The organism is Nocardiopsis lambiniae (assembly GCF_031845465.1).
Classification (GTDB): domain Bacteria; phylum Actinomycetota; class Actinomycetes; order Streptosporangiales; family Streptosporangiaceae; genus Nocardiopsis; species Nocardiopsis lambiniae.
Genome location: NZ_JAVREP010000001.1, coordinates 19658 through 46331 on the forward strand (window position 1 = coordinate 19658; position 26674 = coordinate 46331).

The 26674-nt window shown below is 70.7% G+C and carries 21 protein-coding genes; 7 read left to right on the forward strand and 14 right to left on the reverse strand.

Going from position 1 to position 26674, the window contains the following annotated elements; all coding sequences use genetic code 11:
• Positions 1-183 precede the first annotated feature (183 nt).
• The 13 genes from eccCa to RM479_RS00165 all read right to left on the reverse strand — a co-directional run bounded on the left by eccCa (position 184) and on the right by RM479_RS00165 (position 16119).
• The gene (eccCa, locus tag RM479_RS00105) at positions 184-4161 is read right to left on the reverse strand and encodes a type VII secretion protein EccCa (RefSeq protein ID WP_311509582.1); all 3978 of its coding nucleotides are present in this window, start codon (positions 4159-4161) and stop codon (positions 184-186) included.
• Between the two features lie 118 nt (positions 4162-4279).
• Positions 4280-5704: a DUF6177 family protein gene (locus RM479_RS00110; protein ID WP_311509583.1), complete on the reverse strand. Its 1425-nt coding sequence runs from the start codon at positions 5702-5704 to the stop codon at positions 4280-4282.
• Between the two features lie 120 nt (positions 5705-5824).
• Positions 5825-6283 carry an immunity protein YezG family protein gene (locus tag RM479_RS00115; RefSeq protein WP_311509585.1) on the reverse strand — a complete coding sequence of 153 codons (459 nt, stop codon included), beginning with the start codon at positions 6281-6283 and terminating at the stop codon, positions 5825-5827.
• A 48-nt stretch (positions 6284-6331) separates the two neighbouring features.
• Positions 6332-6799, reverse strand: coding sequence for an immunity protein YezG family protein (locus tag RM479_RS00120; RefSeq protein ID WP_311509586.1), 468 nt, complete (start codon positions 6797-6799; stop codon positions 6332-6334).
• 11 nt (positions 6800-6810) lie between these two features.
• Positions 6811-6987 carry a hypothetical protein gene (locus tag RM479_RS00125; protein ID WP_311509587.1) on the reverse strand — a complete coding sequence of 59 codons (177 nt, stop codon included), beginning with the start codon at positions 6985-6987 and terminating at the stop codon, positions 6811-6813.
• A gap of 424 nt (positions 6988-7411) precedes the next feature.
• The gene (locus RM479_RS00130; protein ID WP_311509588.1) at positions 7412-8302 is read right to left on the reverse strand and encodes an immunity 49 family protein; all 891 of its coding nucleotides are present in this window, start codon (positions 8300-8302) and stop codon (positions 7412-7414) included.
• 17 nt (positions 8303-8319) lie between these two features.
• Positions 8320-12306: a hypothetical protein gene (locus tag RM479_RS00135; protein ID WP_311509590.1), complete on the reverse strand. Its 3987-nt coding sequence runs from the start codon at positions 12304-12306 to the stop codon at positions 8320-8322.
• Positions 12307-12526: 220 nt separating this feature from the next.
• A complete protein-coding gene (locus RM479_RS00140) occupies positions 12527-13033 on the reverse strand; it encodes a hypothetical protein (RefSeq protein ID WP_311509593.1) in 507 nt (168 codons plus the stop codon).
• A gap of 183 nt (positions 13034-13216) precedes the next feature.
• The gene (locus RM479_RS00145) at positions 13217-13588 is read right to left on the reverse strand and encodes a DUF6507 family protein (protein WP_311509594.1); all 372 of its coding nucleotides are present in this window, start codon (positions 13586-13588) and stop codon (positions 13217-13219) included.
• A 120-nt stretch (positions 13589-13708) separates the two neighbouring features.
• Positions 13709-13990, reverse strand: a complete 282-nt coding sequence (locus tag RM479_RS00150) for a hypothetical protein (protein ID WP_311509595.1) — start codon at positions 13988-13990, stop codon at positions 13709-13711.
• A gap of 339 nt (positions 13991-14329) precedes the next feature.
• Positions 14330-14656 (reverse strand): hypothetical protein, encoded by a 327-nt coding sequence (locus RM479_RS00155; RefSeq protein ID WP_311509596.1) that lies wholly within the window; start codon positions 14654-14656, stop codon positions 14330-14332.
• Positions 14653-14865, reverse strand: coding sequence for a hypothetical protein (locus tag RM479_RS00160; RefSeq protein WP_311509598.1), 213 nt, complete (start codon positions 14863-14865; stop codon positions 14653-14655). Before RM479_RS00160 ends, RM479_RS00155 begins: the two co-directional genes overlap by 4 nt.
• A gap of 900 nt (positions 14866-15765) precedes the next feature.
• Positions 15766-16119 carry a hypothetical protein gene (locus tag RM479_RS00165; protein ID WP_311509599.1) on the reverse strand — a complete coding sequence of 118 codons (354 nt, stop codon included), beginning with the start codon at positions 16117-16119 and terminating at the stop codon, positions 15766-15768.
• A 209-nt stretch (positions 16120-16328) separates the two neighbouring features.
• On the opposite strand from RM479_RS00165, the gene RM479_RS00170 reads away from it, so the two are divergent.
• From RM479_RS00170 to RM479_RS00195, 6 genes are all read left to right on the forward strand, one after another.
• Positions 16329-16658, forward strand: a complete 330-nt coding sequence (locus tag RM479_RS00170; protein WP_274811672.1) for a hypothetical protein — start codon at positions 16329-16331, stop codon at positions 16656-16658.
• Positions 16659-16677: 19 nt separating this feature from the next.
• A complete protein-coding gene (locus RM479_RS00175; protein WP_311509601.1) occupies positions 16678-16971 on the forward strand; it encodes a pore-forming ESAT-6 family protein in 294 nt (97 codons plus the stop codon).
• A gap of 49 nt (positions 16972-17020) precedes the next feature.
• The gene (locus RM479_RS00180) at positions 17021-17998 is read left to right on the forward strand and encodes a TNT domain-containing protein (RefSeq protein ID WP_311509602.1); all 978 of its coding nucleotides are present in this window, start codon (positions 17021-17023) and stop codon (positions 17996-17998) included.
• A 53-nt stretch (positions 17999-18051) separates the two neighbouring features.
• A complete protein-coding gene (gene eccD, locus RM479_RS00185; protein ID WP_311509603.1) occupies positions 18052-19377 on the forward strand; it encodes a type VII secretion integral membrane protein EccD in 1326 nt (441 codons plus the stop codon).
• Positions 19378-19388: 11 nt separating this feature from the next.
• On the forward strand, positions 19389-20267 hold the full coding sequence (locus RM479_RS00190; protein WP_311509605.1) for an ATPase: 879 nt from the start codon (positions 19389-19391) through the stop codon (positions 20265-20267).
• A 917-nt stretch (positions 20268-21184) separates the two neighbouring features.
• Positions 21185-22594, forward strand: a complete 1410-nt coding sequence (locus RM479_RS00195) for a hypothetical protein (RefSeq protein ID WP_311509607.1) — start codon at positions 21185-21187, stop codon at positions 22592-22594.
• A gap of 264 nt (positions 22595-22858) precedes the next feature.
• Here the strand turns inward: RM479_RS00195 and RM479_RS00200 are convergent, their stop codons facing one another.
• Positions 22859-23569, reverse strand: a complete 711-nt coding sequence (locus tag RM479_RS00200) for a hypothetical protein (RefSeq protein ID WP_311509608.1) — start codon at positions 23567-23569, stop codon at positions 22859-22861.
• Positions 23570-23766: 197 nt separating this feature from the next.
• On the opposite strand from RM479_RS00200, the gene RM479_RS00205 reads away from it, so the two are divergent.
• Entirely contained in the window at positions 23767-26562 is a 2796-nt protein-coding gene (locus RM479_RS00205; protein WP_311509609.1) for a sigma-70 family RNA polymerase sigma factor, read from the forward strand.
• Positions 26563-26674: the final 112 nt, after the last annotated feature.

Below are 26674 nucleotides of genomic sequence, written 5' to 3' on the forward strand. Positions count from 1 at the left end.
TACTCCTGCCGCAGTCATCGGATGATTTCGAGGCGTGACGTCATCAGGGCGCCGGTGTCCACCCGGGCGTGGCCCGGCGCGCATCCCTTCCGATGCCGGAAGGACGCGGGGGGTTTCGGACCCGAGGCCACACCTGTCCCACGGCCGGGACGGTCCGGAACCCGCCCCGGCCCTCGCCGCGCCTCAGTCCCGCAACGCCGTCTGGATCAGGTGCGTCGCACCGCCCCGGGTCACCCACTTGCCGCGACCGGGCGGCTGCGGGGCCGCGTACACCCGCGGCAGCAACTGACCCTCCGACCGGTCGCCCGACATCACCAGCGCGCTCGTGCCGATCTCCCGGACCGCCTGTACCAGCGGTTCGTACATCCCCCGCCCGGAGCCGGCCACCCGCCTGGCCAGCACGAAGTGCAGACCGATGTCCCGCCCGTTGGGCACGAACGGCACGAACGGCGCCAGTGGTTTCTGCCCGGCCGTGGTGAGCACGTCGTAGTCGTCGGCCAGGACCACGATGCGCGGCCCCTTGAACGAACCCGGCTCCAACGAGTCCAGGTCACCGTCCTCGGGGATGCGCGACTCGACCTCCTTGGCCACGCCCCCGGCCAGCCCGGCGCACACCTTGGGGGTGCTCGCGTACCCGCCCATGTACTCCTCGGGCACCACGTTGCGCAGGGTGCGACGCGGGTCCATCACCGCGAACACGACCTCGTCGGAGGAGTACCGGGCCACCAGCCCCTCGGCCACCAGCCGCAGCAGGTTGGTCTTGCCGCACTCCCCGTCGCCCAGCACCAACAGGTTCTGGTCCCGGTCGAACAGGTCCAACAGCACCGGGTCCAGCGCCCGCTCGTCCACCCCGATCGGCACCAGCCTCGGCTCCGACTCCCGGGTGGGCAGGGTCCGTGCCGACAGCTTGTGCGGCAGCACCCGCACGCTCGGCGCCCGGCGTCCGCCCCACGCGCCGTCCACGGCCCGCACGGCCTTCTCCACGGCCTCGCCCAGGTCCTCGTCGCCGTCGACCCCGTCGATGCGCGGCAACGCCACCTGTCCGAACAGTTCGTCGTCGGTGAGCGCCCGGCCGGGGGCCTTGGCGCTGATGGTCTCGGCGAGCTTGCGGTCGATCGTCGACTCGGAGGCGTCGTTGAGGTGCAACTCCACCTTCTGTCCGAAGTTCGATTGCACGGCGATGCGCACGTCGTTCCAGCGCAACATGCCCGCGACCACGTGGACGCCGAACCCGCCACCGCGCTGGAGCAGCTCGTTGACCATGCCGTCGATGTCCTCGAAGTCCTTGCGCAACGCCCCGAACCCGTCGATGACCAGCAGGACGTCGGCGCTGGCCAGCTCGGGCACCTCGCCCCGGGCGTGCATGCGCCGCAGCTGGGCCACCGAGTCGATGCCCCGCTCCCGGAACACCTCCTGGCGGTGCTCCAGCATGCCCCGGATCTCCTCGACCGTGCGCCGCACCCGCTCGGTGTCGGTGCGCCCGGCCACCCCGCCCACGTGCGGCAGGGAGGACAGCGATTGCAGACCGCCGCCCATCAGGTCCAGGCAGTACATCGCCGCCTGCTGCGGGGTGTGGGTCATCGCCAGGGACAGGACCAGGGTGCGCAGCAGGGTGGTCTTGCCGCTCTGCGGACCGCCGATGATCGCGACGTGACCACCGGACGCGGTCAGGTCCAGCCTCCACACGCCCTGCCACTGCTTGGTGGCGTCGTCGAGCAGACCGATCGGGACGCTCATCCGCGGGTGCTCACCGGGAAGCCGCAACCCCAGGTCGGTCTTCTCCGGGGCGCCCGCCATCGTGTCCAGGGCGGCGGCCGTGGGCAGCGGCGGCAACCAGATGGACCGGGTGCGCTCCCCGTGCCGGTCGAACTGGCCGACCATCACGTCGAGCAGGGTCGGGCCCACCGACCGCGACGGCATCGGGCTCTCCTCGGCCGCCGGCACCGCGCTCACCCCCGGTTCCTCCGGAGCCGTGTTGTACGCGGTGTACGGGCGCACCGACACCGACGCGTCCCTGCTCTCCTCCTCCGCCACCGGACCCCGGTAGGGGCCCGACACGTACCCCGCCTTGAACCGCTGGTACACGCTGGTGTCCACCTTGAGATACCCGAACCCGGGCAGTGACGGCAGGTGGAAAGCGTCGGGGGTGTTGAGGACGGTGCGGCTCTCCTCCTCGGAGAACGTGCGCAGACCCAACCGGTACGACAGATAGGTGTCCAGGCCGCGCAGCTTGCCGCCCTCGATGCGCTGGCTGGACAGCAGCAGGTGCACGCCGATACTGCGACCGATCCGGCCGATCGACAGGAACAACTCGATGAAGTCGGGGCGGGCGGTCAACAGCTCGCCGAACTCGTCGATGATCACCAGCAGGTGCGGCAGCGGCGGCAGGCTCGGGTCGTGTCGGCGCTTGTAGGCGTAGTCGCCGATGTTGGGCACGTTCCCGGCGTCGCGCAGCACCTGCTGGCGGCGCTGCACCTCACCGGACAGGCTCGCGTACACCCGCTCGATGAGCGCGGCGTCGTCCTCCAGGTTGGTGATCACACCGGCGACGTGCGGCATGTCCTCGAACGGCGCGAACGTCGCACCGCCCTTGTAGTCGACCAGCACCATGCTCACCCGATCCGGCGAGTGCCCGGCCGCGAGCGCCAGCACCAGGGTGCGCAGCATCTCGCTCTTGCCGGAACCGGTCGCGCCCACGCACAACCCGTGCGGGCCCATGCCGAGCTGCGCCGACTCCTTCAGGTCCAGCACCACCGGTTGGCCCATGTCGTCCATGCCGATGGGGACCCGCAGGAACGCCCGCTCGCTGCGCGGCGCCCACAGCCGCTGCACGTCCATCGCCCCCGGGTCCTGGACGCCCATCATGGAGGTGAAGTCGACGCTGCCGCCCTCCTGGGCGGTCTCCTCCACCGACTCCGGGGACAGCCGGAGCGGCGCCAGCATGCGGGCCAGGCCCATGAGGGTGGCGGCGGGGACGTCGTCCACGGTGCCGACGGTGACCACCGGGTCGGAGCCGCGCAGCTCCTCCACCCTCACCTGGTCTCCCTTGACGGTGACGCGCACGTTCACGTCACCGGGTTCGTCCACCTGCCGGGACACCAGGTGCAGCACGGTCACCGCGAGCGCGCCGGGGTCCACCGCGTCGTCGGGGCGCACCAGCTCCGCGGCCACCTCGCCGTGCGTGTCGTGGACGACGAGCAGGCGGCGCATCATCTGGTACGCCTCCCGTTTGCCCATGCCCCGACGGATCTCCGAGGCGAAGTCGGTACGGGCGCGCAGTTCGTCGGCGAGCAGCCCGCCCAGCTTGGCGGGGGTGGGGGCGATGAGCCGCACCGCGGCGCCGCCCTCACGGCGTTGCGGGTCCAGTACCTGTGGCAGCCACGGCAGCCATTCCCAGTCCCGGGCGCGGTCGGCGGGGTAGGACACCGCCAGACCGGCGTCCTCGGGGGCGTGGAACGCGCCGAACTGGGCGACGAGCGCCCGCATCAGGCGCATGACGTCGGCGCGTTCACCGATGACGCTGACGTTCCCCGCCATGTCCAACGGCAGGGCCAGGGGCATCTCGGGGATGGTGGAGAACCGGCGGATCGCCGCCTGGGCCTCCGACAGCATGAACGGGTCGGTGGGGGTGAGCGCGGTGCCCTGCTCGGCCAGCCGCATCGGGCGGCCCTCGGTGAGGCCGGTCCCCACCCGCACCCGCAGGAAGTCGCGGTGCCGACGCCGGCGCTCCCACAGCCGGGTGGGGTCGCGCACCACGTCGTACAGGGCCTCCGGCGGCGGGTCCAGCAGGCGGGCGTGCGAGCGGGTGGACTGCTCCCACTCGGTCAGCTCCTCGCGCAGCTCCTCCAGGTACTGGAGGTAGAGCTCGCGCTGGTTGCGGCGCTGGCGGCCCACCTGGCCGCGACGGGAGAACAGCATGCCGACCGCGGCCAGCAGCGCGATGACGAGGACCACGCCGCCCAGCGCGATGAACGCGGGGTTGCGCATGACCATCATGATGGTCATCGACCCCATCATGCCGACCATCGGCAGGATCGTCATGAGCGGATTGCCCTGCGCCTTGCCGTCCGGAAGGGTCGGCGGGGCCTCCACCTCGTGGGGTTCCTGTGCCGGGGCGGGATGCACGGTTCGTGTCGGCCGGTGCACGACGCGAAGGCTCATCGGCGTTCCTCTCGGCGGTGCAGGGGTGGAGGGGGAGACGGGGGCGCTCGGGGTCCGTGAGAACCCTACCGAACACGGACACCGTGGACCTTTCGGTGAGCACGGGCGCCAACGGGTATCAAGCGGTGGCGGGTTCGCCGTCGGGGTGCAGGTGGGCCATCAGCTCACGGAACCGCGTCCACGCGTCGTCCTCGATCCCGTCGCCGATCCGGTACCACAGGGCGGGGGTCATGGGCGGGCCGAACGGGATGCCCCGCACGGGAGCGGACAGGGCCCGCTCGGTGCCGATGGAGGACACGCCCTCCACGCCCACGGCCATGCCCACCGGAAGCGGCAACCCGGTCCAGTGGGGGGCGTAGGTGAGGTCCGCACGGCCGCCGGCGCGTCGCACGCTCATGGTCCGCAGCACGTCCCGGTCGGTGAGTTCCTTGACCACGGACGCCAACGCCGACAGGTCCGGCTCCTCGCCCTCGGTGTATCCGACGGCGAACGTGATCGCCTCGCGCACCCCGGACGCGGTGCGGCTCACCCGCACCGTGCCGGCGAAGGGGCGCACCCCGTCCTCGCGCACGCCCTCGGGCGGGCCGGCGATCACCGCCCAGGTCTGGCCGGGGGCGCGACCGCGGGCCAGCCGGGTGAACACGGCCCGCTTCCACTCCTGCGGCAGGGGCTCGGCGGTGCCCCACACGGACGGCGCCGCGCCGCCCAGACGTTCGGCCAGCAGCTCCACGGAGGTGCCCAGGACCAGGCCGTTGTCGGCGGGGTGCTCGACGTTGAGGTCGACGTGCACCTGGCAGCCCCGATCGGCGTCGTCGGCGCGGAACGCCTCCGGAGGCCCGTCGGGGCGGGCGTCCTCGTCCACGACGAACGCCTCCCGGTCGTCCCAGCGCAGCGGGACGCCGGAGAAGCCGTCGTAGTAGGAGCCGTTGGGGGTCTGGGCCACCCAGCGGGCGGTGGGCGTCATCAGGATGGAACGCAGGGCGTGCGTGACGCGCGAGGTCGAGGGGGTGACGACCTGGAGGCGCAGGCCCTGGCGGCCGTAGCGCGCCATCGCGTCCACGAGCCAGGGGGACATGGGGACCAGGGGGCGGTCCTGCACCACGACCACGGTCTTCTCGGTGCGGGTGGTGACGGCGGGGTGTTCGGTGGCGCCCTCCAGGAAGGCGTCACCGCGGACCAGTACGGGGGAGGGTTCCCACACGGCGCCCCCGAGCCGCTCGGCCAGGTCGCGGACGAACCGCCCGACCATGCCCGCCGTGTCCGCGTCCGGCAGGTCGGCGCCCCGGGCCTCCACCCAGTAGGGCTGGGCGGGCAGTTCGTCGCCGATGTCGTCGGTGAGCAGCCGCTCGGCCTCGGCCGACAGGGCCAGGCGCTGTGCGGCCTGCATGGCGGCGACGACCCGGTCATCGAAGTCGAGGAGTTCGACCAAGGCGCCGTCCGCGGCCAGGCGTACGCGCAGGTCCGGGCCGGCGGCCACGAGTGCCCTGGTGAGGGCTCTCCGGTCGGGGGGATCGGCCAGCAGGGCGACCGCGTCGTGGCTCAAGGGGTCTCCTCAACACTCGTGGGGGCCGGACGGGTATCGAGTGGGATACACGGAGTGTCCGGAAGGTTCGCGTTCGGGGGATTCCCGAGTGTCCGCAGTGTTCCTCTCCGCCCCGGGGCCTCACCCGGCGGCGGTGCCCCCGGCCTCCTCGCGAAGCTTCTCGTTCAGCCAGTCGGGGATGTACTCGGGGTCGCGGGGGAAGTGCCGAAGGTCCAGGGCGAAGTCCGACGACTGCGGGTAGAAGACGAACCGCGGCTGTCCGTCATAGTCGTAGTCCGCCTTGAATTTTCCCGGTCGGGTGATGGTGTAGGTAAGGGTGAACCAGGTGCCCTTGTTCTCCTGGTACATCCCGGCGCGCAATTCCCTGACCAGGTCGATCACTCCGAGTGGGATGCGTCTGCGCTCTGGCTCCCCGCCCGCCCGGGTCTCCTCCAAGCGCTCGGACATCTGACCAATGAGAGCACACGCGGTGTAGGTGATGGTCTCCCATTCGTCACTGACCGCCGTGAGCAGTTCCCCGCCGATTTTCTGAAGGATTTCCTGCTGCTCCTGGGGTTTCAGGTGGCTTCGTTCTATCATTGGTTCTCTTGTGAGCTTGGCTCGGGCGCTCGTTCGGAATTCTTGGAATTACACTGTTCCCTCGCCCCCGGCCTCCTCTTGGAGTTTCTCGTTCAGCCAGTCGGGGGTGTGCTCGGGATCGCGGGGGAAGTATTTGAGGTCGTTGGTGAATCCCTTGGCGGTGCCGAAGGTGATTCCGGGGTCGTCGTCGTAGTTGTAGTGGACCTTGAATTTTCCGGGTCGGGTGATGACGTATTCAAGGGAGAACCAGGTTCCCTTGCCTTCGATGTACATCCCGGCCCGGAGTTCGTCCAACGGGATCCCGATATCGCTCGGAGGTGATGCGCGCTTTTTTTCGCCGTTCGCGAATTCGATTTCCACTAGACTGTTGGCCACCTCGATCAGTGCACTTCGTGTGTAGATGATCCTTTCCCAGTCATTCGGCGCCTTGCCTAGAATTTTCGATCCGACCTTGGTGAGGATCTCCTGCTGTTCCGCCGGTCCCAGATGTCCGCGCTTGAAAGTGTGGTCTACCAAGGATTTTTCTCCTATTCAGTGAGGGGAGGGAGGTTCTTGTATTCGATCATCTTCATGTCAACGCCGTTGAGGGACCACTCGACGATCACTTCGCCGGGCGGCGGTCGGAGGGCGTCGACCACGTCACCGTTGTCGTCCAGCACGTCGATGGGCTTCGGATCCGGGTGGTCCAGGGTGGTGATCCACACGTGGATGTTCGGCGGCTGCGGCCCGTTGCGGATGATCTTCCGCCATCCGGTTATCGCGGCGTCTCAGTTCGCGGCGGGCACGCCTTCGCGCTTTTCGACCCTGCGCAACTCGGACCGGTTCCCGCTCGGAAGTTCGCCCCGTCGCGCATTCCTCGACCCCAGCGCTGCTCGGGGAGGTCGGGGAACACCATCCCGTGGCTCGCTCCGCTGCCCCGCTCGACGTCGTGTGGAGCCTTCGTCGGAATCGATGGCGAAGGCCGCCCCACGACCGCGTCCGGCACGGGAACACCACCCGCGCCCGGCCCGCGCCGGCGCAAGGTCGGTGGTGACGGCTCCCGAGCGATCTCCTTCCACCGCCCGCCCACGGCAGGCCCACCGGGGGCGGGTAGGGATGCCCCGGGCCCCTTCGACCACCGTGCTTCCCTCAGAGTGCGATCTCGCCGTACCGGGTGCGTTCGAGGATGTGCTTGGGCAGGTAGGGGGATTCGAGGTCGGGGTTGAAGTCCGGGACGGCCCGGGCGAGGTCGTAGGCCATGCACGCCACCCCGAAGAGGTGCAACGGAACCGTTCCCTCGCTGTCCTTGGCACGCTCCTCGTCGGCGGTGTAATAGGCCCGGAACAGTCGGATGCCCTGTTTCATGGCCTCGTTGAATTGCGCGGTGTCCTGCCGGACGAGCCGGTAGAAGGCGTTCATCACCGGGAAGACCAGGTGGTCGAGGCCCTCCGCGCTGCTGATGGAGGCGTTCTCCGGTTTGGACAGCTCCATGGCACGTTGGAGGTTGTCGCCCAAGGCGGGGCGGTTGAGGACGAAGTCCTGCAAGGCGCCGATCCAGGGGTAGATGTACTCGTCGTAGGCCCCGCCGCGTTTCTCACCGGCCTCCTTGAGGAACTCGGGCGTGATCCGGCACAGGGAGTCGACGCGCTTCTCGTCGCGGCAGCTGACGGCGAGGAAGAACGCGGTCAGCCAGGTGCCCGCGTCGCACTCAGGGCCCGGAGGCAGAGGGTGGAGCGTACGGGTCTTCTGGTTGATGACGCGCTCGACGGTCTCACCCGAGGCCAGCGCGCACATCGCGAAAGGAGCCTCCGCGACCTGCATCCACGTGGTCCAGGCCTCCCAGCTCAACAGTTCGGCGGCCCTGGGATCCACGGACAGGCAGATCCGGGTCTCCAAAGCGATGTTGTCCAGGGCCATGCCCGCCATCGATGGAGCGGTGACCAGCCAGGAGACCTGTTCCTCGATCTCTTCCGGGAAGTCCTCCATCATTTTCCTGAAGTGGGGCAGACTCGTATCGTGCTTGGGGGTGTCCGACAACATCGAACGTCACCTTCTCTCTAGTTTCCCGGACGGCTCGGGGATATATCGAACATCCCGAAGGAGACGCCCCTGTGCTCCCCTGTGGGCGTGGAAGCACCCTTGACTTCCACGTAGTGGAGCTTACCCGAGTTGAAGGCACTCAGCATTTTCAGTGCAAGGTCTCGTTCGTTGACATATCCTGAGCCGAAAGGCTTATCGCTCTTCCGGGGGTCGTTCTTTCCACGCTCGATCATGTCGTCGAAGGTCGCCCGGAGGTAATCCTCCGTTCCCTGGGAAACCCTTCGTTCGTTGGTGCCGGATCCGACCTTGCGCTCGCCGAGTTCGGTCTGGACGTCTCCCTTGGCCTCGGTGATGACGAATCCTTCATCAGCGGTCCGGTGGACAAGGTCGAACTGGTAATTTCCGCTCGCGGGGGCGGTCTCCACCTTCCCCAGGACGTCGCCTCCGATGATCTCCGGAAGAGTCACATTCTTCTTTGTGATATTGCCGTCGGTATCGATCGACTGGACGTCGTATTTCGTTTTCCCGTCGAAGATCTCGGGGAGGTACGACCTTGCGGTCTCCTCTCCGTAGAATTCGCTGGCCCGGGTCACTCTTCCTTGGTTCTGAGACCTTTGCTCATTGAGTGCGACGACGTCGGGGTGCTTATTGTCACCGTTGTGATCGTTGGTCTTCCGCTCCAGATCATCCTTCACACGCATGTGGGAATCGATTTCATCTCTTCGGACGCCGGCCATCAGGTCCAGCTTCGCGTTGTCGGCATGGCCTTCGCGTCGCGAGAAGAATTCCCTTTTCTCGGGGAGGAGGTAGTCCGGCTTCGGCGGGGTGGGGAGGTCGCTCTTGGGCTCCCACGTGCCGTCGTCCGCCCGTTTGATCTCGGGGAGCCCGAAGTTCCCGATCTTGTCGTCCACGCTCCAGCGATGACCGTCACTGGCCCGGTAGAAGATGTCGACCAGTTCCGGCGACGCGTTCAGGCGCTCCACGAAGTCCTTGACGAACGCCTTCCCGGAGCTGGTGTCGAGACCCTCCAGGTGCGGCCGCGCAAGTTCGAGCTTCTGCTCGATGGACTTTCCGTAGCCGGTGACCTTCGGCTTGTCGCCGTTGCTCCCCGAATCGCCGTTCGTCGGGGTATCCGCATCGGGGCCTTCGGCGTCGGCGCGGCGGGGGGCGTCGTCGGCGAGGTCGGGGTTGATCCGGGTGGACGGATGGGAATCGTAGAGGTCCGGCCTGATGTCCCCGCCGGAGCCGCCCGATCGGGAACCACCCGGGTCCGTGTCGATGTCGATGGCCATCCCCGGAGCGCTGCCGCTCGGCCGGTCGCCCGTGGGGTAGCCGCCCTCGGGGTTGCGTTCGCGCCACCAGTCCAGGGCGTTGGCGGCGACCCGGTCCAGGTTGGACATGTCGTCGGCCAGGCGGAAGTTCGGCTCGGGCTCGGGGATGCCCCACTTCTCCCACAGCGCGAAGTTGTTGTCCCGACCCTCCAGCGGTGAGATGTCGTGCGCGCCGTTGTTGTCCCGGGTCGGGATGTAGTAGTCGTCATGCCACAGCTGCGGGTCGCGCGAGCGGTACGGGACCCCTTCCCGCATCAGGCGGGCCTCGACGTACTCATGAGCGACCAGGCGCCGGAAGTGGTTGGCCTCGGAGGCGTCCAGCGTTCCGGCCTCGGCCTTGCGCCACAGGTCGGCGATGTGGTCCATGGGTGCGAACCGGCCGCTGCGCAGTCGCCCGTCCGGCGGGGCCGGCACGTCCGGGTGCTCGCGGAAGAACAGGTGCTGTTTGATCTCGCCCAGCACGTTCCCGTCGAATCCGGTGTTCTCCGAGATGCGGTCGACGTCGCCGTCGTTGGCACGGATCTCGTTGTACCGCTCCAGCGCCCGGGCGCTCTCGGGGACGTCGACGTACCGGTTGCCCTCGTCGTCGAAGTAGAGGCCGTTCTCGTCGCGATAACCGACTTCGATGTGCCTGCCGTCGGCGTCGTAGAATCCTTCCCCGGCCTCCATGTTGGCCCGGGGGTTGTTGTCCCCTTCCATTCCGCCGGCACGCTGGACGTACTCCGGTTCACGGCGCTCCGGGGCGTCCGGGGTCTCTCCCCGGCCCGGGGTGAGGTCGTCCGGGCCCTCGGGGCCGTCGAGCCGCTCGGGTCCGTCCGGCAGACCGTTGCCGTCCGGGGTGTGCGCACCGTGTCCCGGCCCGCCTGTGCCACCGGCACCGCCACGGCCGGAACCGGAGTCCACGTCGATGACCGCCGTGCCGCCGCGCGGGGTGTCCAGGGTCGCGGTCCCCCCTGCGCTGTCGGTGACGGTCCCGTCGTTGCGCGCGTTGATCTCGTTGCCCGCGCTGTCGACCTCGACCTTCTCCTCGGCCTCGAACCGGGACGGCTCGGTCTCGTAGCGCTGCACCGGGGTGTCGTTGACCGAGGAGATGTCGTCGGGGGCGGTCTGCGAGGCCACCCAGTCGTCCTGCTCGGCGTCCGTCCGTCCGCGTGTCGTCTCGACGACCTCTTGTCCGTCGTCGAGCTGCCGCGCGGTCGGGTTGACGGTTCTTTGGGCGTCGACATCGGCGTCGCGGTCGTCCGCGGTGTCGGTGCGCCGCCGCTCGGTGCCCTCCGGCGTCGACTCGGTGCGCGTCGTGGTGACGCGCTGCGAGGACGTGTCGCCGGGGGCGTCGGGGGCGTCCGCGGTGACCGGTGCGCGTCGTCCGTCGGTGCCTTCCGGCGTTCCCGACCCCTGACCGTTCCCGTTGTTGTTGGTCGAGGCGTTGAGCCGTTCCAAGGCCTCGTTCATCCGGCCCAAGTCGGCACCGTCGATGTCGAGGTCGGCCACACTGCTGAGGTCCACCGGCGTGATGGACCCGTCGCCGAACCTGGGCACCCGGGCCAGCAACGCCGGATCGATGCCGCCCGGCAGGTCCGCCGCGTCCGGGACGTCCGGGGTACGGCTGCCGCCCACCGAGTTCACGATCTTGGCGCCGCGCCAGGCCATCAGCGGAACACCGACGACCGCGCCCACTCCGGTGGCGGTCAGGAGCGCGCCGCCCACCACCGCGCCGACGTTCAGCAGCGCCGTACCGATGGTGTACCAGGGCCGCTCGCCCCACTCCTCCCACGGCACGACCGCGTGCGCGGCCTCCTTCCAGGAGTTGCCCATGGTCGACCAGGAGAAGCCCCAGTCCCCGTTCTCGTCCTTGCCGACGCCCGCCAACCCGGCCAGGCCCTCGACGGTGCCGCCCCAGTAGTCCCAGAGGTTGTCCCCCCAGTTCCCGGAGAACCACCCGTTCGGACCGTGCGCGCCGACCATGCCTCCCGCGTCCTCGGCGATGCCCACGAAGAAGTCGCCGACGGCGTCGCCGAAGTCGTTGTACCAGGCGTGATCGGTGGTCTGCGGCGCCCCCCATTCCATGGGAACGCCCTCCAACGGCTTGTCGAACCCGTACACGAACTCCTTCGAGCCCGGCTTGACGGACCCCTCGGAGTTCTGGGCGATGAACGTCGTGCCGCCGAACAGACCGGTGATGGCGTTGGCACAGGTGCGCTCCGCCTCCTGGAACTCGTGCAGGAGACCGGCCGCCCGGTTGAGCAGTTCGTTGTGCTCGCCGACCTCGGCGCTCTCGGACTTCCACCAAAGGAAGCCGCCGCCGTCCCGCCAGCCCTCTTTGTCGCCGTTGTCGATCTTGCGGAGGAACTCGTTGGAGTCGGTTCTCAGGGTGGCCCAGCGCGCCTTGATGTCGCGGACCTTCTCGGCGAAATCGCTGAGCGCGTTGGAGGTGCTGGACAACGCCGAGGACACGTCCCCGGCATCGCCGGTGATCGGCTTGAGGACGTTGAAGAGCGTCTCGTCCTCGGGAGCGGAGTAGATGCCGTCCAACCCCGCCCACGCGCCGGTGATGTCACCGGCGGTGTCGGTGAGGTCGGTGCCGTCGGTCTTCAGCTTGGCCGCCACCGCGTCCAAGGCGTAGGTGAGGGTCTTCGGGACGGGAAAATTACTCGGATCGATCAGGTCGGACAAGGTGGACCACCGTTACCTGTTCCGGGGGAGGCCGCGGGCGGGGTCGAGGGCCGTGGCGGTTCCCAGGGTTCCGTACGTGTCTGGGGTGGATCCGTGCGGCGCGTTCGTGGGGGCGGACGGCGCGGATCCGGGGGCCGGTGGGGTCGGGCACCGGGGGAGGGGCGGGGATCGGGAAGTCTGGTGTGCGGGGCGGCGCCGCGCGCCGGGGCGCGGCGCCGGATCAGTCGTCGAGGGCGTTGAGTTCGGTGTCGGTCTCGGGGGCCTTGGGGGTGTCTCCGAGGTGGTGGAGCAGGGTGCCGCGGTGGATGCCGGCTCCGTCGATGTCGATGGTGCCGGTGGTGGAGAGGGAGAAGCCGCCGCCGCGTTCGTACATGCGGATGAGGGGTTCGAAGGGGTCGGGCAGGTCCGGTAGGGACGCTCCGGCGTCGCGGGCGGCGGCCAGGTGCAGTGCCCAGGCGCAGGTCTTGCCGACGGTGGGGAACTGTCGCACGATGTCGGGGTTGTCCTTGACGCCCTGGACGATTTCGTCGGTGGCGCGGATCCCGGGTGCGGCGAACTCGGCGAGGTCGTAGAAGGGCCAGCCCCTGGCGTCCAGTGTTCGGGTCCAGAGCGCCATCCGGCGCAGGTACTCGCGCATGAGCAGGACGCGCGACCGGGTGTGATCGAGGTTCCCGTTCCAGTCGATCGCGTGGATACGGACGGCGAGGTCGCTCACCGCTGTGCTCATCAAGGGATCCCTTCACTTCCAGAGCGGAGGACGGCCGGTGGTGGCCGCCGATGTCTTCTCCCGGTCGAGGATGCCGTGCATCCGGACGCGGATCGCACGACCTCCTCGACCGTTCTCGACGTGGGGGGTGTGGTGGGGCGTCGGGTCGGTCACGCGTTCACGTGTCCCCGGACCATGCGGGTGTCAGACCGCCAGGTTGGGACCGTGGTTGCGGGGCGGCTCGGGCTCGGGGACCACCCCGGCGTTGCCCTGGGCCTCCTCCGCCATCTCAAGGTTGCCGTTGACGTAGTGGGTGGTGGCCTTGCTGGCGCCGGACACCGCCGACATGGTGAGGGAGGCCATGTCGCCCATCGTCTTGAAGTAGTGCGTGGCGAACTCGCCCAAGGCCATGCCGACCACGCCGCTCTGGGCGCAGTCACCGCATTCGCCGAGGTGCTTCTCGATGTTCTCCATGACACCGATGAGACCGTCGCCGCTCCCCTCCTCACCGAGGTGACCGGCGACGGTGGTCAGGACACCGCCCACCGCTGCGGGCTGGATGTTCCACTGCGACACGGACTGCTCCTTTCACGTGTTGGTCGGCTCTCGGGCCCGTCGGTGCGTGGGTGACCGGGGCGCCGTGCCGACGTGTCGATGATCGGGGTCGGGGGTCGGGGGCAGGGACGAGGGGGTGCGTCAGGCATTGCGCGAGGAGAAGGCTCCGGGGCGGAAGTTCGCGGGGGTCACGGAGTCGGCCGGGAGGATCACGGACTCCTCTGCCTGGACGGAGGTGATGGTCTCCCACATACGGCCCAGGGCGGACTGAAGGGCCTCCCTCTCCAGACGAAGGCGTTCGCGGGCACGGTCGGCGGCGGCCCGGACGGGGCCGACGACGGCCTGCGGCGGCTCGGGTGCCTCGGACCGAGCGGTCTGCGGCGGGTCCTCCCAATCGAGAGGTTCGACCAGCTCGAACTTCACGGTGTTTCCTCCGGCGGCGGTTCAGTGCCCTTCGTTGGCTTTCGTCCGCCTGTGAGGAGGCGGATACAGGTATGGGATGTTCGTTCGGCGTCGATGGTTTCACCGACTGTGGCGCGAAGGAAAGTCATGACCGGGGAGGGATTTCAGGCACGCCGATGACCTGCGGTCATGCGGATGGGAGTGGCCTCGGTCTCAGCGGGGGCGTGGTGCGCGCGGGGACCGCGTACGCGCCACGGGTGCCCGTGGGGCGGGTGGAGGGCCGGAGGCGCGCGGAACGTGCGGAGCCCCGAGGACGCGGGCACACGAGAGGACCTCTGGGGGCGGGAGGTCGTCGGCGGGTCACAGGGCCGAGTGCGCGCGCAGCCGCTCCTCAAGTTGTTCGGGGGTGGGCTCGACCTCCGTGCGCCAGGGTGCGTCGGGGTCCCGGTGAGTGGCCATCCACAACGATCCCGTCCAGGCGATGCGATGGGTGCGCCCCCACGTGGACCTGAGCCGTTCGAGGGTCTGCTCCGGCGGCTCCCAGGTCTGCCCCTTGGCGTCCTCGTGCGGTCCGCTGTGCCCTGCTTCCAGCAGGCAGACCCGCCGGGCGCAGGCGTGGTCGAGTCGGGCCTCTCCGCACAGCGGGGCGACATAGGGGGTGGAGGGAAAGGGAGGGGTCGCGGTCACGGAGCGGGCTCCTTGCCGTCGCGGAGCCTCCGGTCCAGGATCCTGACGGCGGCGTGGGCGTCGTCGGTGTGCCGTGCGCGCCGCAAGGCTTCGCGGACCGCCCGAGCGCACCGTTCCTCCTCGGCCCCCGGGTCGGTTCGGGCACCGCCGCGGTCGAGTGCGTCCGCGGCGGTGGTCGGTGGATCGTCGAGATGGATGCCGTTCATCATGGGGAGCTGTTCCCTCTCCGGCGATGAAAATGCCGATGTGCCGTGAGTGGGCTCGTGAGGTTTCCCACGCGATCACTGTGACCTGCGGAATCGACGTTCGATCAGTGGTGTCGGGTTTCTCGGGAACGAAAGATGGAGGTCGGGAACGGCGTATGGATTCTCTGCCGTGAATCTTCGGGGATTCCCTCCGACCCTCGTGGAAGCCGCCGCGGTGGCCGACATGGTGAGAGGTCTCCGTCGGACTCCATGACGTTCGGCACAAGGGAACCGGGTGTCCGGAGCCCACGATGGCGGGCGGTCGGTCCCGGCGGGTTTCACCGAACGCACCGGCCGGCCTCCGTCCGGTCGAACGACAGCGCATAAGAGCCGGTTCCTTCCCCTGCCGGACATATCCCTTTTCCTGCTCGACGGGTTATGAATTCTTGGGAATCGAATCAAAGACCCACGTCGGCTATTTCTTCTCGACCGCCTCCATGCGCAGGTCAAGGGGCGGAGCGGCGGCGTGGTCCGCTCCTCGCGCGGGATTCGTCCACAGGTTGTGGATAACTTCCGCCGTGTCCATGGGAGGCTCCCGGGCACCACGTCCAGCCCGCCTCCGGAACCGCCGCCGTCACCTGAACCACCGACCGGGCCCGGGGAGACGCCCCCACCCACCTCGGCCTCATGACGCGGATCCTTCCCGCGCACCCGCCCCTCGGCCGGGGCCGACGACACGCCGAAGCCGCCCCACGCCGGATGGCCGCAGGGAGGGACCGCAAGGACACGGTTTCAAAGAAAGCGCGCCCTTCCGCCGACGCCGCCGGGAGATGATCGCTCCGCTCGGCCCCGGCGAGGACCTCCCGCCAGGGGGCGAAGGCCGACCGGCGTCGCACCCGGTCGATCTCGGTGACGGTCACCACCTCATTCGTGCTCGCCTCCATCAGTCCTGGGGGTGGGAGGGGCGACTGGTGAGGAAGGTGCGGGAGAGGCGCGGAATTCGGTGGGGGTGACGGGGCTCGTGGTCGAAGTGCTGTGATGAGGATCACTTTTTGCTGCGGCGATCGCCGACCACAGATTTCCGATGGCCGCCCGGGTGGCCGCGATATCCGCTTTGACCTGCGAATTCACCTGCTCGGTGATGAGTTCGATCGGATTGCGTTCCTCGGCGGCCCGATTTTCTTTCCCTGGTTCGGGATCTGCCTCGGCGGACGTGTCCGTCCCGCCGTCGGGTGGTGCCTCGTCCCAGTCGTCGGGCTCCACGACCTCGAACTTCACGTGCCCTCACCCCTTTGTCCACAGGTAGCCGACTCGTCTATTTCTCGGCCCGTGACCGCTTGTAGTATGCAGATCCTCCCCATCGGGTGTATCGGGTCCCTTGTACGGCTTCGTGGTCGTTCTTCTGAACTGTCGGCACGCTCTGTGCATCCTCTCTCCACGGGAGGCGACAGCCTCGCGAGGACCCCCGAGAAAGAACAGGTGAACGGATGTCACGTTGGGAAGTCGGCGACACCACGCTGGCCACTCTGGGGCAGAGCACCGCGGGCTCGGGCGACGAGCTCAGCTCGCTCATTCAGCAACTCGTTCAGGCGGCCGAACCGCTCGTCGGCAAGTTCGACGGCGCCGGTAAGGCCGCGTTCGACTCCTTCAAGACCCGGGCCGACGGGATCACCGCGGACCTGCGCGCGGGACTCGGCTCGATCCAGGTCGGCCAGGAGGGCATGAACACCGCCTTCACCGGTGGCGCGGACACCATGGCCGACGACGCCAACACCAACATGGGCGCGGCCAACTTCGACGCCGCCAAGTTCCGCTGATCCCCCCGAGGAGCCTCAGATGAAGAACGCCTACGACATCGGCGCCTCCCAGGAGGCCCAGGGCAACATCAACACGATCATGAACCGGCTCGAAGCGATCATCGGCGAACACGACACCGACGTCAGCGCCGCCATGTCCGACTTCGAGGCCACCGGGGTCTCCGAGGAGTACAGCGCCAAAGAGCTCAAGTGGCACAACGCGGCCAACGAGGTCCGCGAGATCATCCGCCTCGTGCGGGAGACCCTGGAGACCAACGACTCCACCGCGCAGGAGACACTGAGCCGCGCCAACTCCGCGGTCCAGAGCATCTGACGCGCGGAGCGGAGCACCGGCCGGGAACGAGAAGCGACGAGGAGCACGCGTGGCACGCGACTACGACAGTCAGTTGCTGGAGTCCGTCGCCGTACGCCGACAACGCCTGCGGGAGGCGGTGCTCTTCGGGGGACAGCGCACCAGGCGCCGTCTCGACGAGAACATCACCAAGGTGATGATCAGTGCCTGTCTCGCCGCGGTGATCTGCGGCGGGACGGTCGGCTGGTCCTTCGTCAGCCACCAGCTCGGCACCCAGCGCGTCGAGCGGGAGCAGGCGGCGTCCGGTCCCACCACCAAGGCGCTCCCGGCCACTCCCGGTGCCTGGGTCGGCACCGAGGTCACCTTCGACCAGCTCCGCGCCGAGCTCGACGCGGCCGGGGTCCCCGAGAGCCTGTACGTGCTTCCCGGGGACCCGCGGCCCGAAGCCGGCACCATCGACAGCTACTACCTCGTCACCGAGGACGCCGACGGTTATCCGGCGGTGTCCGTCATGGACCACGACCAGGGCCGCCCCGGCCCCGGGTTCAGCACCGAGGACGAGACCGCCCGCTGGCTCCACCGCGAACTCGCCACCACCGAGGCCGCCCCCGAACCCCTCACCGCGGCCGAGGAGGCCGAGATGGCCGAGACCTCCGCCGAGCTCGTCGAAGAGGTCCGCGGGAACCTCGAACAGCGCAGCGGCGGCTCCTACCTGCACACCCTCGAACCCGGTGACGTCCTGGACGCCTTCGGTCAGGAGAGCGGGCGCCACCTCAACCCCGACGGCACCCCCTTCGCCGAACGCGGTCTGCCCGCGTACGTGCGCACCGACGCCGACGGAGAACCCCTCTACCACCGGTACCGGGTCATCCACCCCTTCCAGGTGACCGCCACCACCGCGCCCGCCGACGGCGACGCGACCGGCGGCGGGATCCGGTTCACCCTCGACACGGCCGGGTTCGGTGAGGTGCCGCCCGTGCCCACGATCCGCTGGCTCATCGGCAACGGCTACGTCGAACGCGTCGCCGTCACCGACATGCCCGGCTGACCCTCCATCACCCACCGAACCCGACACAGCGAACACAGCAGGATGGGAAGGCAATGACCGCTTGGAGCCGCGTCACGCTCGTCGGCGAGGAGCGCAGGGTCGACGCGGTCCTGCCCGCGGGCGAACCCGTGGGCGCGCTCATGCCGGAGGTGCTCGACCTCCTCGGCGATCCCGTCGAGAACCCGGCGCGTCTGAGACACCTCGTCACCGCCTCCGGGACCGTTCTGGAAGGTGACACCACCCTCGCCGAACGGCAGATCGCCGACGGTGCGGTCCTCCGCCTCGTCCGGGCCGAGGAACCGGTGCCCGCACCGGTCGTCCACGAGGTGCCCGAGGCGGTGTCCAACGCCATCGACGACCACCGGGGGCGCTGGAACCCCGACGCCGCCCGGTGGACCGCCACCGGTTCCCTCGTCGCCCTCTCCCTCGTCGCCGCGTGGATCGCGCACCTGTACGCGCCCTCCACCGGCGGCATGGTCGGGCTCGCCGTGGCCGCCGCACTGCTCGTGGCGGTCGGCGCGGCCATCGGCCCCACCTGGCGCGAACCCCTGGGCACGGCACTGGCCATCTCCGGCGCGGCCGTCGGCGGCCTCACCCTGTGGCTGGCCTGCGACCTCTTCTCCTGGCCCGAATGGGCGCGCTGGGGCGGCCTCGCCGCCCTCATCGCCGCGCTCGTACTGCTGCTCGGCCTCACCTCCGGCCTCGGCCGGGGCGGCCTGACCGGCGGCGGGGTGGGCCTGGCCCTGGCCGTCGTCTGGTCGGCGGGCGCCGCCTTCGGTCTGCCCGCGTACCAGGTGGCCGCGCTCATGACGGTGGCCTGCGTGGTGCTGCTCAGCCTGCTGCTGCGCCTGGCGCTCATGCTCTCCGGGTTGGCCGTGCTCGACGACAAGCGCAGTTCCGGTGACGCGGTCGCCCGCGGCGACGTGCTCGCCTCCGTGGCGGGAGCCCACCGCAGTCTCGTCATCGCCACCGTCGCCGTCGCCGTGGCCACCGCCATCGCGGGCATCGGTCTGGCCGGCCACTTCGACCCGTGGACGGCGGGCCTGTCCACGGTGCTGGCCATCGTCGTGGCCAGCCGGGCCCGTCTGTTCCCGCTGGTCGCCCAGAAGGCGGCGCTCACCGCGGCGAGTCTCGTCGTGCTGGCGGCCTTCCTCTTCTCGTGGACCCAGGCCTACGCGTGGGGGGTGTGGCCGGCGCTCGGCATCGCCGTCGGGATGGCCGCCATCCCCGCCGTGGTGCTGTCCGTGGAACAACCCGAACACGTGCGGGCCCGGCTGCGCGGGGCGACCAGCAGGTTCGAGGCCGTCGCCGTCGTCGCGCTGGTGCCGTTGGCCATCGGCGCGTTCGGCACCTACCAGCGCCTCCTCGGCACGTTCTGAGCGGGGGACGGATGAACGTTCGACAGACCGACCCCAAGCCGACGACCGGCGACGGGTGGACCCGGAGGATGGGGCGGGCCGTGCTGCGGCCCTTCCGTCCCGTGGACGAGGTGGCCCGCGCCATCGACCTGGGGGTCGGACTCCAACGGTCCACGGCCACCGGGCGGCGGATCGTCGTGGACGACCTGGGCACGGGCTCCGACGCCACCGTGGTGGCGGCACTGATGGCCCGTGCCTTGGCTCACTTCCGGCACGACCGGGTGCTGGCGGTGGACGCCACGGGGCGAGAACCGTCCCTGGCCACCCGGCTGGACGTCGAGGAACCGGGTGACCTCGCCAAAGCCGACGGGACCGCCTTCGAGACCGTGTGCGAAGGCTTGGGCGATGTCACCGACCGGCTGTGGACGGCGCGCACCGACCCCGCCGATCCCGGTGCCTACGCCGCCGGATTGCTGCCGGTGTCCCGGTTCTTCGGGGTGACCATCGCCGTGGGGGAGACCGGCGGGGGATTCCTGGAGACCGTGGCGGCGGGCGCGCACTCCCGGGTGCGGGTGGTGCGGGCGACCCGGGAGGCCGCGTTGCGGGTCGGTCGCGAACTGGACGTCCTGACCGCGCAGGGGCGCGAGGACGAGGCCGCACGGACCGTGGTGGTGGTGTTCGACCAGGAACGCGGTGAGGACCGGGGTCTGGACGTCGAGCGCACGGCGCGGATCATCGCCGGCAGCGGTGCCGAGGTGATCGCCCTGCCGCACGACCGCCACCTGGCGCAGGGAACGGCGGTGCTGCCACGGCGGATCGCCGAGAGCACCCACCGGCTGGTGCAGACGGTGGCGCTGGCGGCACTGGACCGCGCGATCGACGGCGGCCCGAACACGGGGAGCGGACGATGAACCGGTACGACCAGGATCCCGAACCGGACGAGGAGGGACCGGCCGAGGCCGTTCCCGAGGGCGGCGTCCCGCCGGTCCCGCCCCCGGCGTACGCCCGGCCGCCCTCCGGCGGACGGTCGCCCTACACGCCGGGGCGTCCGTACCCGGGCACGCCACCCGCCGACCGGCCGGGATGGGACGCTCCGTCCGGTGGTCGGCCCGCTCCGGGGTATCCGAACCCGGGCGGTCCCGGCGGTCCCGGTGATCGGGGGGTTCCCGGTGACGCCTCGGGTGGTCACCCGGGGTGGGGTTCTCCTTCGGGGGGCCGGCCGCCGCACGGTGCCCCGTCCGGTGGTCGGCCGGGGTGGGGTGATCCCTCTGGTGGTCGGCCCGCTCCGGGGTATCCGAACCCGGGCGGTCCCGGCGGTCCCGGTGATCGGGGGGTTCCCGGTGACGCCTCGGGTGGTCACCCGGGGTGGGGTTCTCCTTCGGGGGGCCGGCCGCCGCACGGTGCCCCGTCCGGTGGTCGGCCGGGCCGGGAGCCTTTTGGCGACGAGGGTGTGGCGGGGCGTCCGTACCCGGGTGTTCCCGCCGGTCAGGGTACTCCTGCCGGTGGTGATCCTTCGGGTGGTCGGCCGGGGTGGGGTGATCCCTCTGGTGGTCGGCCCGCTCCGGGGTATCCGGCCCCGAGTGTTCCCGGCGATCACTCCGGACCGAATGCGCCTTCGGGCGGCCACCCGGGGTGGGAACGGCACGACCCCTCCGGCGGCGGGCCCGCCTGGGGTGCCCCTTCCGGCGGACAGACCCCGCCCCCGGGACGAGGCGGGCAGGGGCGCGCGCGGCCGGAAGGCCCCGGAACCCATGACCACCAAGGCTTCGTGCCGGGGCGGCAGAACCCGGACCACGGTGACCGTGCGGAGAGCGGGCCTTGGAGCGGCTTGCCGCCCACGCCCTACGCGATGGACTCCGGAAACGAACGCCCATGGCCGGACCGGTCCGGGCCACAGAACCCGCGCACCTTCGCCCAGGACTCGGTCGCCGAGGCCTTCCTCTCCGGTACCCCCATGCCCCAACGGGAGAATCCGCAGTGGGGCCCCGAACCCGTGCCGGGACCACAGGCGGCGGTCGCGCCTCCCGTGACGCCGCCTGCGTCGCCCCGGCAGCCGGGTCCGGCCCAGGAACAGTGGTGGAGCGGCCCGGGACAGTCGTGGCAGGGCCCTTCGGGCGCGCAGGAGCGTCCCGACACGGGCGGATGGACACGCGCTCCGCGTGTGGTCGGGCCGCCGCGCCCGGCCGACCCGGCGGTCATCAACGTGTGGGGGGAAGAGGAGACCACCGACCCGGACGCCGAGGAGACCGATGTCTTCCTGGTGCTCGGAGCCGACCGGCGTGCCCGAGTGGAGAAGAAGAAGGAAGAGGAGGAAGGAGAGGAGGAGACCCGGACCGAGGCCGAGGAGCCGCGGACCGGACCCCTCGCCCCGGATCCCGCTTCCGAATCCGAGGGTTCCCTGCTCTACCGGGGCGTGTCACTGTTCGCTCCGGAAGCGGGAGAACCGTCTCTGGGCGCTTCCACCGCCGATGATGCGGGGGGACCGGTCGACGCCGCCGGTTCCGTGGACGCCGTCTCGGTCGTGCCCCGGGACCCGTACCGGGCTCCGGAGACGGCGGATCCCCTCCCCGCGTCCGGCGGCACCGATGAGGTCACGGACACGTCGGCGGAGAAGCCCACCGGTCTTCCAGCCGAACACTTCGACACCGATGCGCCCCCCGCGCCCCCCGACACCCCGGAGCGCCCCGCGGGCGTCGCCGGTCTCGGCGCCGTGGCGTCGGTCGCCCCTGTCGACGAGGATGCGGACACACCTTCGGTGGAGCCGGCCGCCACCGACGATGCTGCCTTCATCGCCGTGGACGCCATCGCCGATCCCGCCACCGCCGCTTCCTCCGACGACGCCCCCGGCCCGGCGAAGGAGTCCGTGGCCTCGGATCCCGTCGGGCGGTCCGATGGCGCGGACGACGGTCTCGACACCGCGCTCCAAGGGCCGGTGGAGCACGTCGGGGATCTCGGGTCCGTGGCGTCGAGCGGGCATGGGACGTCCGCCGGTGGGGCGGACACGGTCCTCGGGGTGTTCTCCGGGGGAGACCTCGGGCGGATGCCACCACCCGGGTACGCGACGGCCGACGCCGCGTCGGCGTTCCTGACCGGGCGGGTCGCGGACACCGGCTTCTCGCCCGCGTACGCCGCGCCCGGCGGATACGAGCAGCGCATCGCCGCGGTCAAGCCCGTCCCCGTCTCCGCCTGGCGGCGGGCCGTCTTCACCGTCACCCGGGGCCGCGTCAACCCCGGTTGATCCCGTCATCGGTTCACAGGGTGAAGGAGGCGCGCCCACACTCCCCTTGCGGACGCGCCTCCCGGGGGCGCCGACAAGGGCGCTCCCCCTCACCGGACGGCGCGGACCGCCCCCTCCCGGGGCCAGAGGGTCCGCCATCGTCGTCCGGCGGGGCCGACCGACGGTCCGTCCCCTCAGCGGAACCCGTCGATCGGCCCGACCGCCCGGCGCCGGGCCCAGCCCCCCTCAAGGCGGGCCGCGCGACGCCGGACGGCGTTCATGTGGTCACTGCCGTTCCCCCAAGCGGTCGATCAGGGTCAACGCCTCCCGGTGGCCCTTCGGCAGGGGCGTCCCCCACACCGCCGCCCCCTGCTCCCCTCCCGGGCCCGTGCGCAGCCGGTCCAGGTCGCTTTCGAGGGAGGGCGTGTCCGGGGTGAGCACCCCGATGCGCCCCTTGCCCAGCAGGCACACCGATTCCCCCCGCGTGAAGAAGCGGGACAGCTCGTAGCCGAGCACGATCATGCGGGCCGCCCGGCGCCACGGGTCCAGCCCCGGGTCGAGCATCACCACCACGAGCCAGTGGGAGACCTCGTCGGTGTGGCGGTACAGCTCTCCCAAACGGGTGCGCAGGTACTCCGGCGTGCCCAGCCCGGTCAACGGGTCCAGGTAGGTCCTCCGGTCCCGTCCGGCCTCCGCCCAGCCTTCGGCCAGGGCGCGGACCAGCTCCAAGGGCGGTTCGCCCCGGCTCGCGACCTCGGTGAACGCGGCCAGGTCGGTGATCGCCCGACCGATCCCGATACCCGAGCGCGCCCGCGCCTCGCCCAGCCGCGCGCACGCCCCCGCCAGGTCGCCGCCCGTGACGAAGGTCGTGCACACCAGGTCCACGGCGGGCGTCCACCAGTCCTCCGGCGACGCCCACCCGGTCTCCCGGCTCCGGCGCTCCCACGGGGTGCGCAACCCTCGGGCGGAAACGGTGCCCGCTTCGGCCTCACCCATGGTCCCTCCCCTTCCGGCTCACGGTCGGGCCCGCGCCCCCGCGACGGGCTCTTCCGTGCGCCCTCACCCCTGATTACGGAGATCGGTGGCGCCTATGACGCGGATGCGGGATATTTCTTTGACGTGTTCCCACGAGGCCGGAAACCCCATCTCCTCCGGCCCCTCCACAGACGGCTCCGCGCAAGAAGGGACGTTGGGTGACCAACGCCGAGGTAGATCACACAGAGGTACTCACGGGTGACTCCGAGTTCATCCGTCGTGTCCGTGATGGGGAGACCTCCGCCTACGCCGTCCTGTACGAGCGCCACGCCGCCTCCGCCCGCGGTCTGGCCCGCCAGCTGCTCAGGAGCGACGCCGAGGTCGAGGACGCGGTCGCCGAGGCGTTCACACGGGTGCTCAGTGTCATCCAGCGGGGCGGAGGCCCCACCGACTCCTTCCGGCCCTACCTGCTCACCGCCGTGCGCAACGCCGCCTACGACCGGGGGCGCGGCGAGAAACGCCAGGTCGTCACCGACGACATGGAGAGTCTGGACCCGGGCGTCCCCTTCGTGGACCCGGCACTGGAGGGCCTGGAGCGATCGCTCATCGCCCGCGCCTTCCTGTCCCTGCCCGAACGTTGGCAGGCGGTGCTGTGGCACACCGAGATCGAGGGCGCCAAACCCTCCGAGGCCGCCGCCGTCCTGGGTCTGAACGCGAACGGTGTCGCGGCCCTGGCCTACCGCGCCCGGGAGGGGCTGCGGCAGGCCTACCTCCAGATGCACCTGGCGGGCGGCGCGGTCGCCGAGCCCTGCCGTCCCACGGTGGGTCTGCTCGGCGCCTACGTGCGAGGCGGCCTGTCCAAGCGCGACACCGCCAAGGTCGACGGTCACCTCGACGGTTGCGCGGACTGCCGTGAGGTGTACGCGGAGCTGATGGACGTCAACGTCGGCCTGCGCGGGGTGGTCCTTCCCCTGGTGGTCGGCGTCGGTGCCACGGGCTACCTGGCCCTCACGCCCGGTGGCGCGGCCACGAGTGCCTGGTGGAGCCGGATGTCGCGTCGGCGGCAGCAGGTGACGGCGGGGGCCACCGCCGCGGCCGGTGTGGCGGTCGCCGTGGCGTTGGCGCTGGTGGGGGCTCAGGGTCCGCTGCCGCAGGACGAGACGGCCCCCGCCGCGGCCCCGCCGGTGCTCCCCCCGGGGGCGGACCCGGACGCCCCGCCGCCGGCGGACCCGCGACCGGACTTCCCGCCCGCCGCCGATCCACTCGCCGCCGATCCGCCCGCCGCGGACCGGCCCGACCCGGCTTCCCCGTCGGACCCTCGCCCGCGGCCCGGCGAGCCCGCTCCGGCGGTACCGCCCGCGGACGTCCCCGAAGGGGAGGTGCCGGCGGAGGAGGCCCCCCAAGCGTTCTTCGCGGTGGGCATCGACCCGGTGGGCGCGCTGGTCCCCGGTGGCTCCGGGATCATGGTTCTGGACGTGCGCAACCTGGGCGCCCCCACCGTGACCGAGGTCATCGCCATGATCACGCTGCCGCCCGGGGTGGAGATGATCTTCTCCGGCGGCGCGGGCAACGGCGTGCCGATGGCCGACGGCGAGGGCGACTGGAGCTGCGCGGCGGGCGGCGTCGGCGGCGAGTGCGCGCGCTCGGCGATGGGCGCCGGTGAGAACAGCACCTACTTCTTCGACGTGCGGGTCTCCCCCGACGCGGAACTCGACGTCCCGGCCACGGCGACCATCACCTCCGGTTCGGTGAGCGCGGTCGCCAGCGGCGAGCGTGGCGTCACCATCGAAGGGGTGCCCGCCCGATACGCCACCGCGGGCCGGGTGACCGCGGAGACCGTCGGCAACTCCCTGATGACCTGTGCGGAACCCGAGGACGAGGGCGGATGGCCGTGGCCGTGGTGGGAGCGGCCGGTCGCGCCCGGTACCGGTGCGGAGCGGGAACCCGCACCCATCCCGGAACCGGACGAGGACGCCGATCTGGCCCGTGCTCCCGGGGACCCGGAGACCCCCGCCCCCGGAGCGGCCGACACCTCGGTGCGGGAAGGGGCGGAAGAGGCGGATGAGCCCTCAGCGCCGGAGGTGATCCCGTCGGCCCCGGAGAGTGCGCCGGATGACGATGCGGTCACGGAAACCGGCGAGGACACGCCCCAGGGCTACACGCCGGAACCGAGTCCCGCACCGGAGGTCGGGGAATCCCTCTCCGACGGCCCGTGCGCGCAGGCGCGCGCCCGCGAGGGCGACAGACGCGACAACGACAACTGGGTGATGGCGCCCCGTGACGACGACTGGAACCCGACCACCCTCTCCTCCAGCGCCGCCACCTGGGTCCTGCCCGAGGGCGCCCGGGTGCGCTGGGCCGGTCTGTACTTCTCGGCGGCCGGTGCGCACGACTCCTACACCGCCCGTGTCAAGGGCCCCGCGGAGGACGTCTACCACACGGTCACCGCGATCGACGTGAGCGTCGTCGACCTGCCGGGATTCCCCGCCTACCAGGCGTTCGCCGACGTCACCGGGTTGGTGCGAGCGCAGGGCGGCGGCCAGTGGTGGGTGGGTGACGTCCCGGCGCTGGAGGGCCGCGCCCTCTACGCCGGGTGGAGCCTGGTGGTCGTGATCGAGGACCCGTCGATCGGCTCCTACAACCAGGCGATGGTCCTGGACGACGCCGGCGCGGTGTTCCACGACTCCGTCGGGCTGGGCTTCCCGGTGGCGGGCCTGTTGCCGGCCGCGGTGCCCGCGCGGTTGGACGTGGTGGCCTGGGAGGGCGACGCCGACCTGGGTGGCGACCGGGTGACCGTGGACGGGACGGTGGCGGCACCGGTCGGCGGGTACGGGACGGCCGACAACGTGTTCGCCGGTTCGGCCCGAGGCGCGGTGGGCGACCCGTTGGCCTTCGGTACCGACGTCGTGCGATTCGCCCCGGTGGTGGGAAGGAAAACGGATATCCGAATCGTCTCCGAACAGGACGCCGTGCTGGCCGGCGTGATCGCCCTGGTGGCACCCATGCGCACCTGAATCCCCTCCCGCGCGGGGGCCGCGGTGTGATGGGGAGCGTACGGGGGAGTCCCCCCACCGGTTCTCCTTACTCCTGGTTCTCCGAACCGTGACTGTCCGTGTTCGCAAGGGG